The 8,763-nt window shown below is 48.8% G+C and carries 3 protein-coding genes; all 3 read left to right on the top strand.

Translation table 11 applies throughout. The features are described from left to right. Positions 1-524 precede the first annotated feature (524 nt). Entirely contained in the window at positions 525-1,436 is a 912-nt protein-coding gene (locus tag NG796_RS24475) for a methyltransferase domain-containing protein (protein ID WP_261209898.1), read from the top strand. 50 nt (positions 1,437-1,486) lie between these two features. Next, a complete protein-coding gene (locus NG796_RS24470; protein ID WP_261209897.1) occupies positions 1,487-2,464 on the top strand; it encodes a homogentisate phytyltransferase in 978 nt (325 codons plus the stop codon). Positions 2,465-2,561: 97 nt separating this feature from the next. Then, positions 2,562-8,639: a tetratricopeptide repeat protein gene (locus NG796_RS24465; RefSeq protein WP_261209895.1), complete on the top strand. Its 6,078-nt coding sequence runs from the start codon at positions 2,562-2,564 to the stop codon at positions 8,637-8,639. Positions 8,640-8,763 lie beyond the last annotated feature (124 nt).

Raw genomic sequence — 8,763 nt, 5'->3', positions numbered from 1 at the left:
TCCTCCCCATCCTCCCCATCCTCCCCATCCTCCCCATCCTCCCCATCCTCCCCATCCTCCCCATCCTCCCCATCTCCAATTTTTCTACCCGTTGTTGAAGACGGTTGGCGGCGAGTTTGCCTTCTCTACTGTGAGCAGTTTGCGGGGCTTTATTCACCTGAAAAAGTTCGATATAAGAAATTAAGCGGCGGTCAAATTCATTGACGCGATCGCCTAATTCAATAATCGGTTTTAGCTTCTCTCGTTTTCATCCACGCGCATCCGAACTGCATTGAACTATTCTGATGTGTCATTGACTCGCCGGACTTGATTAAAATATACCAAAATTGCTGGACAGACTGAGAGGAAAATGGGAACAGCGTATCCCTCAAAAATCGGGTGAGTCACTTTGATTTTTGAGAAATCCCCGATCAAGGGAAGCCGTTTTACTAACATAAGCCAGATTTTTCCAATCGGTTCCCGATCGTTTACAATAGAGGCTGCTTTACTGTAAGCCAACGGCTTCTGAGTGTTGACTAGCCATGATGACAAGCAACTTGTACGAGCAAATTCAGCAGTTTTACGATGCTTCCTCCGGACTCTGGGAACGGGTTTGGGGGGAACATATGCATCATGGATATTACGGTGAGAGGGGCGATCGCCGGTTGGATCGACGACAGGCGCAGATTGACTTGATTGAGGAACTCTTGGCTTGGACGGGGGTACAGTTGTCTAAGGACCTCACCAGCCAGGTTTCCACGATTTTAGATGTTGGGTGCGGCATCGGTGGTAGTTCTTTATACTTAGCACAAAAGTTTAACGCCAGCGCTATCGGAATTACTTTAAGTCCAGTCCAGGCAGCCCGGGCTACCGAACGAGCCAGAGAAGCCGGAATTGCTACCTCCTCGGGTGGGGAAGGGGAACGGACGACCCCGGGACCAAGGGCTGAGTTTCGCGTCGCCAATGCCCTAGAATTGCCCTTTGCCGATGATTCCTTCGATCTCGTTTGGACCCTGGAAAGCGGCGAACATATGCCGGATAAAAAGAAGTTTTTACAGGAATGCTATCGGGTTTTGGCACCCGGAGGCGCGTTGATGATGGCAACCTGGTGTCATCGTCCCGTTGCACCGCCCTGTGCCCCCCTGAGCGATCGCGAACGGCATCAATTAATGGAAATTTATAAGGTTTATTGCCTGCCCTATGTAATTTCTTTGCCCGAATATGAGACAATTGCCCGAGAAATTGGATTCCAAGGAATTCAGGTGGCAGATTGGTCCGAAGCGGTGGCTCCCTTTTGGGATTTAGTGATTGATTCTGCCTTTGATCCTTCGGTTCTTTTAGGATTATTATTCTCCGGTTGGCAAACTATTCAAGGGGCGCTGGCTCTAGGATTGATGCGTGATGGATACCAGCAAGGATTAATTCGATATGGGTTACTCTGTGGGACGAAATCCTAATTTTTTTGACTGTCTTTGCTGTTGTGGTGAGTCTATATTTTAGCTAGATTATGAGCCAAATTTCTCCCTCTCCCCCTGCGGTTTCTCAACCGGCTGAAATGAATCGGGTCCAGAAATATGCCCCTTGGCTCTATTCGTTCTGGAAATTTACCCGCCCCCATACGATTATTGGCACGAGTTTGAGTGCGATTGGTTTGTTTACGATCGCCTGGGCTTTTTCGGGGGACAGCCTGACTGGGAACGCCCTATTGCCCTTATGGGGAACCTGGTTCACCTGTCTGTGTGGAAATGTTTATATTGTTGGATTAAACCAACTTTTTGATATCGAAATTGACCAAATTAATAAGCCTGAGTTACCCGTTGCCGCTGGTGAATTTTCTCGCAAACAAGGGCAAATCATTGTAGGGATTACGGGAATTTTAGCCGTTGCTTTAGCCTATTTGCAAGGTCCTTGGTTGTTGGCAACGGTGGGAATTAGTTTAGGATTGGGAACCGTTTATTCCATGCCGCCTATCCGCTTAAAACGCTTTCCATTTTGGGCGTCTTTTTGCATTTTTACCGTGCGCGGAATTATTGTTAATTTAGGATTGTTTTTACATTACCAATGGGTGATGCAAGGGGAGGGGGCGTTGATGATTCCCCCCTCAATCTGGGCGCTGACTTTCTTTGTCTTAGGCTTTACGTTTGCGATCGCCATTTTTAAGGATATTCCCGATATGGAAGGCGATCGGCTTTATCAGATTAACACCTGGACCCTGCACTTGGGCGCGCGGACTGTCTTCGATTTAGCCCGATGGGTGATTGTAATCTGTTATATTGCTACCAGCGTAGCTGCTTTTCTGTGGTTACCTCAAATCAATCCCTTTGTCTTGGCGATCGCCCATAGTGTGGCATTACTTGGGTTATGGTGGCGCAGTCGGGAGGTGGATTTAGAGGATAAAGTCGCGATCGCCGCTTGCTATCAATTTATTTGGAAACTGTTTTTCTTAGAATATATCATGTTTCCCGTGGCTTGTTTGTTGGCGTAAATTTCAGATCAGCACCCTCCCCGATAGCCTTTAAATAATGGACGTGAATCAATCCGCGAACCCTTACTCACAACTCTCTGTTTCGCACGGTTTGGAAATGGCTCAAAAACACTGCGAAACCGGGAATTTTGCCCTGGCACACACTCTATGTCGGGAAATTCTGCATCGGGAACCGGAAAACCTGCTGGCATTGCACCTGTTGGGGACGATCGCTGCCCAGGAAGGAGACAATCTCGGGGCGATCGCTGGGTATCAAAAAGCCATTAAGATATATCCGAATGTGCCGGAGTTGCATTACAATCTGGCAAATTCTTTGAAGTTGGAGGGACAACAGGCAGAGGCGATCGCCCATTACTGCCAAGCAATCGCCCTCCGAGGTGATTATACCAAAGCGTTGTATAATTTAGGTAATTTGTACCTAGAACAGGGAGAGTATCAAGGGGCGATCGCTCAGTATCAGCAAGCCCTTGCCTTAGATCCGCAGGACCTGCAAATACAGACGAATCTCGGGAATGCACTCAAAGAATCGGGAGACTTAGAGGCGGCGATCGCGCAATATCGGCAAGTCTGCGATCGCTCTCCCGATTCAGCGGAATTTCACTATAACCTCGGCGTCGCCTTGCATGATTATGGGGATTTAGCCGAGGCAGTCGCTTGCTATGATCGGGCGATCGCGATCGCACCTCACACCGTGATGTTCCATTGGAATCGCGCCCTCTCCCTCCTGATCTCCGGGGATTACCGACAAGGATTCAGGGAATATGAATGGCGGTGGCAAACTGAAACCCTCAAACCCCGTCCATTTCTGCAACCGATATGGGACGGTTCGCCCCTCACCGGGCGCACTATTCTCCTCCATAGTGAACAGGGATTCGGAGATACCCTACAATTTATCCGCTATATTCCCCTTGTCGCAGCCCACGGCGGGCGGGTAATCCTGGAGTCTTATCCCCTCCTATTTCCCTTGTTCAAACAGCTAGAAGGGGTGGATATCGTGGTTCTGAGGGATGAACCTTTACCGGCGTTTGATGTTCATGCGCCCCTGATGAGTTTACCGCGAATTTTTGGTACAACGTTAGAAACCATTCCCCGTGAAATTCCGTATTTAATGGTGCGTCCCCCGCGCCCTTCTCGGGTAGGGCGATCGGAACAAAGCCCGCCTGCACAGGTTGATGTATCTCTAGTGCCAAACGACCAAAATGCCTCCGACTCCCCCCTTCTTAAGGGGGGTTGGGGAGGATCTCTTCTAAAAACCCCCGCCCCAAATTCCCTCGTTTCTCCCTCTTTCAAAATTGGGATAGTTTGGGCAGCAAATCATGAAAATCCTACCGCTATAAAACGCTCTTGTTCTGTCTCTTATTTTATCCAATTAGTAGAAGATTTAAAAGCGGATAAAATAATCTTTTACAGTTTACAAAAGGACTCCGGTGAACTCACTCAAATATCCCCGAAAGTCCCGATTCAAGATTTGTCCCCTCAATTGAATCATTTCCTAGATACCGCAGAAGTTATGGCGGAATTAGACTTAATCATTACGGTGGATACGGCAGTGGCTCATTTAGCCGGGACCTTGGGAAAACCGGCTTGGGTGTTGCTGCCATTTGCACCGGATTGGCGGTGGTTTTTGCATCGCACCGATTCGCCTTGGTATCCGACCCTACGCCTGTTTCGCCAACGTAAGCCCGGGGATTGGCAAAGTGTTTTTGAGGCGGTGAAACAAGCCTTAATTGAAATATTGAACTTGACAGAAAACCGGGCAGAAATGCCCCAAAATGGGAGTGCTAAACTGGGACGCGGGATTGCAGCTCATCAGGAGGGAGATTTAACCACAGCGGAACGGTTATATCGGCAAGTGTTGGAACAAATGCCGAACCATCCCGTAGCTTTAACGAATTTGGGAATGCTCTTAAAAGCTCAGGGAAACTCTCAAGCAGCCGTCGATTGTTATCACCAAGCTTTACCTTATGCCCCGCAAGAAGTGGGGTTGCATTACAACTTAGGAAATGCCTTGTGGGAACTGGGAAACCGGGAAGCGGCGATCGCCCAGTTTCATCGGGTGATTGGGTTGCAACCGAACCATGTGGATGGGTATAATAATTTAGGGATGGTATTGCATGAATTAGGCGAATTAGAACCGGCTATTCCTCACTTTGACCAGGCAATCACCCTAAATCCCCAGTATGCCCAAGGCTACAATAATTTAGGGTTGGTGTTGCACGACTTAGGACGAGTCGAGGAGGCGATCGCCTGCTATAACACCGCCCTACACCTACAACCGGATTACTCCGAAGCCCATAACAACCGAGGAATTGCCTTACTCATCCAAGGTGACTTACGTCAGGGATTTCGGGACTATGAATGGCGCTGGCGGGTGAAAGCCGCACCCGATTTACCCCCTATTCCTGCGCCGTTTTGGGACGGTTCCGATCTCCAAGGGAAGACAATTTTACTCCATGCCGAGCAAGGATTGGGAGATTGTATCCAATTCATCCGCTACGGAGCCTTACTCGTCCAACGGGGGGGGCGAGTCGTTGCCTTGGTTAACCAACCCTTGGTGCGCTTATTTGCCAGCGTACCGGGCATTGATCGCGTCAGTGCCTATTGGTCCGACTTAGCCCCGATTGATGTCTGGATTCCCCTGTTGAGCTTGCCTCACCTCCTGGGAACAACTTTAACCACCATCCCGGGAGAAGTTCCCTATCTCACTCCCACCCATTTAGCCCCTGTTATATTAGATGCCCCAGAATTTAAGGTGGGCATCGTCTGGGCAGGGAATCCACACCATAAGGGCGATCGCACTCGTTCTTGTCCCTTACGCTATTTTCTCCCCCTGCTCAATATCCGGGGTGTTAAGTGGTATAGTCTCCAAAAAGGGCAGGAAGAAACCCGAATTCGGCAGCAAAATCTCCCCATTCAAGACTTAGCCCCGCACTTACAGGATTTAGCCGATACCGCCGCCGTGATCGCTCAATTAGACTTAGTGATTACGGTAGATACGTCCATCGCACATTTAGCCGGTGCTTTGGGTAAACCCGTCTGGGTAGCGTTAAGCTATGCCCCAGATTGGCGGTGGATGCTGAAGCGCAGTGATTCCCCTTGGTATCCGACAATGCGCTTGTTTCGCCAGGAGGAACGGGGGGATTGGCAAGGGGTCTTTGATGAGGTGGCACAAAGTTTAACCGAAATAGTGGCAACGCGGGTTGTCTTACCGGAACCTCCGACAATCAGCCCAGAATTTGCCCTCGCCCGCCAAGATTACGAAGCGGGAAATTTTGCCGACGCCCAACGCCGTTGCCGAGTGTTGCTGCGTCAGTATCCCACTCAGGCGCAAGGGTGGCAACTGTTAGGGGCGATCGCCCATCAAGGGGGAAAACTTAATACGGCTGTTGGGTATTACAAACAAGCGATCGTTGCCGACTCTCGCTATCTCCCTGCCTATATCAATCTCGGGGCAGCCTTACGCAGTTTGGGCAAAACAGGTGAGGCAATTTCCTATTTAGCACAAGCGATCGCCGTCGATTCCCATTGTCTCCCTGCCCATTATAATCTGGGAAATGCCTTGTCGGACGAGGGAAATTTCCGGGAAGCGATCGCCCATTATCGCCAAGTCATCGCCATAGATGCCCATCATAGTCAAGCTCACTATCATCTGGGAAATGCCCTAAAAGAGGTGGGAAATGTGACGGAGGCAGTCGCCTATATCCAGGCAGCAACTACCCTTGACCCCAACTATACAGAAGCGCATAACACCTTGGGGACTCTGTTCCTCAAGGCAGGCAGAATTACTGAGGCAATAGCTTGTTTTCAGCGGGCAATTGCCTTGGATTCCCAGTATATTGACGCTCAAATTAACCTGGGAACGGCTTTCCAGGAACAACATCAAACTACAGAGGCGATCGCTGCCTATAATCGCGCCCTCCAAATTCAGTCAGACTCGGCGGAAGCTCACCTCAACCTCGCCCTCAGTCTCCTGACTGCGGGAGACTTACGCGGCGGTTTTGCCGAATACGAATGGCGGTGGCGCGTCAAAGGATACCCCACCCCACCTCACTTTGAGGTTCCTCGGTGGGAGGGTGCAGATTTAACGGGCAAGACACTCCTATTATATGGGGAACAAGGATTAGGGGATACCCTCCAATTTATCCGCTATGCCCCCTTACTTGCTCAACAGGGAATCCGGGTGGTTGCCTTAGTTTCTGCGCCTCTAGTTTTTATCTTAAAAAGTGTTCCGGGTATTGAGAATGTTAGTTCCAATCAGCAGGAGTTAGAACCGTTTCACAGTTGGGTTCCCCTAATGAGTTTGCCCCGAATTTTGGGTATAAATTTAACCACAATTCCGGCTATCATTCCTTATATTCAGCCTCCCTATTCCCGGCAATTAAACCTTGAATCCGCAGCCCCGTTTAAAATAGGGATTGTTTGGGCAGGAAATCCTAACCACAAAATGGATTATAAGCGGTCCTGTTCCCTAGATGTTTTTAAATCTTTCTTAACGGTTCCTGGGGTACAATTTTATAGTCTTCAAAAAGGCAAAGCGGGGGAAATTTGGCAAGGGATGAACTTACCCATTCAGGATTTAGGACCATCCCTCCATGATTTTGCTGATACGGCTGCGGCGATCGCCCAATTAGACTTAATTATTACCGTAGATACTTCCGTTGCCCATTTAGCCGGGGCGATGGGTAAACCCACTTGGTTATTGTTAGCTTATACTCCCGATTGGCGTTGGGGACTGGAAGGTTCCGATTCGCCTTGGTATCCGACTCTGCGATTATTCCGACAACAACAACCGGGAGACTGGCAGAAAGTAGGCGATCGCATTGCCACAGAATTACGGCAAACGGTAGAGAATTCTGGAAAGGTGGGGCTGCCGAAACAAAACCCCTCTTTGCTCGGGAAAAAATGGTTAGAAGGTGAAGTCAAGATGAACCGGAAATCGATGATAACTGAATCAAGTTGCGATCGCACCCAACCCCTTTCTAAAACCCCTCAGAATCCCTTGAGATTGGGCCTTGCATGGCCGATCAATCAGATGACAGGGTGGGGGATTTATGGGACAAACCTCACCCTCCAACTGCAAAAAAATCCGGGATATGAACCGATGTTATTACTACAACCGGATACCACGGGGGTCGTGAATCCGTTGGTGCGATCGCAACTCAAACCTGTGTGCGATCGGTATCAAAATTTAGAACAATTGCGGAATCAAAACCCCGGTAAACCCATTTGGTGTGATTTTCCCGTCCTTCATGCCCTCGGCAATAATTTTATCAGTCTTGCCACCACCCAACAACTGGGCGGCAAACAAAATATCGGGTTAATTTTCTTTGAAGATACGAATTTAACCCCAGAAAAACGCCAATTAGCCCAAGACTATTTATTAATTATTGCCGGTTCCACTTGGAATGCCGAGGTTCTCAAAAGTCAGGGAATCACTACAGTTCAGGCATTACCCCAAGGGATTGACCCCACCTTGTTTCATCCCGCCCCCAAGTCTAATTTATTTGGCGATCGCTTCGTCATCTTCAGTGGCGGAAAATTAGAATATCGCAAAGGGCAAGATATCGTCATTGCTGCCTTTAAAGCCTTCCAAAAACGTCACCCTGAAGCCTTACTTATCACCGCATGGCATAATTTTTGGCCCCAATTCATGCGGGGACTGGAAACCACGGGTCATGTCAAAGGACTGCCTCAAGTTGGGGCGGATAAACGCTTAAATATTCCCGATTGGCTACTTAATAATGGGTTAAATCCTGAGTCCTTTATCGATATTGGTGCAATCCCCAATTATCTGATGCCGCAAATCATCCGTGAAGCCGACTGTGCCTTGTTTACCAATCGATGCGAAGGCGGAACCAACCTTGTGGCAATGGAAACAATGGCTTGCGGAATTCCTACGATTTTATCGGCAAATACTGGACATTTAGACTTGATTGACCCCAATCATTGCTATGCCTTAAAAACTCAGAAACCTGTCCAATCTACCCCCCACTTTCTCGGGGTCGAAGGATGGGGAGAATCAGACATTGAGGAAATCCTCGAAATGCTGGAAACCCTCTATTCCAATCGAGAAATAGCCCAGGGAAAAGGCATGGCTGCTGTCCAATTTATGCAACAATGGACCTGGGAAAATCAAGTTAATCGCCTTCTGGAAATTTTGGGCGAAATTCTGTAAGAAAACCTCCACCCTCAAGGTGGGGCTATACGAAAAATCCCGCGCAGGCGGGCTAATAAAAATGATTCTTGATGCCTAAATTTGGTATTATTTCTCCTGTTAATCGCGACTCTACCTGTTAATC

Origin of the sequence: Laspinema sp. D2d, from assembly GCF_025370755.1 — a bacterium.
GTDB lineage: Bacteria > Cyanobacteriota > Cyanobacteriia > Cyanobacteriales > Laspinemataceae > Laspinema.
The sequence above is the reverse complement of the archived record's forward strand: the minus strand, read 5'-3'. Positions and strand labels throughout refer to the sequence as shown.

Excerpts from the sequence above, each read along its gene's own strand:
- NG796_RS24470 (WP_261209897.1), top strand. The coding sequence starts at position 1,487 with ATGAGCCAAATTTCTCCCTCTCCCCCTGCGGTTTCTCAACCGGCTGAA.
- NG796_RS24475 (WP_261209898.1), top strand. The coding sequence starts at position 525 with ATGACAAGCAACTTGTACGAGCAAATTCAGCAGTTTTACGATGCTTCC.
- NG796_RS24465 (WP_261209895.1), top strand. The coding sequence starts at position 2,562 with ATGGCTCAAAAACACTGCGAAACCGGGAATTTTGCCCTGGCACACACT.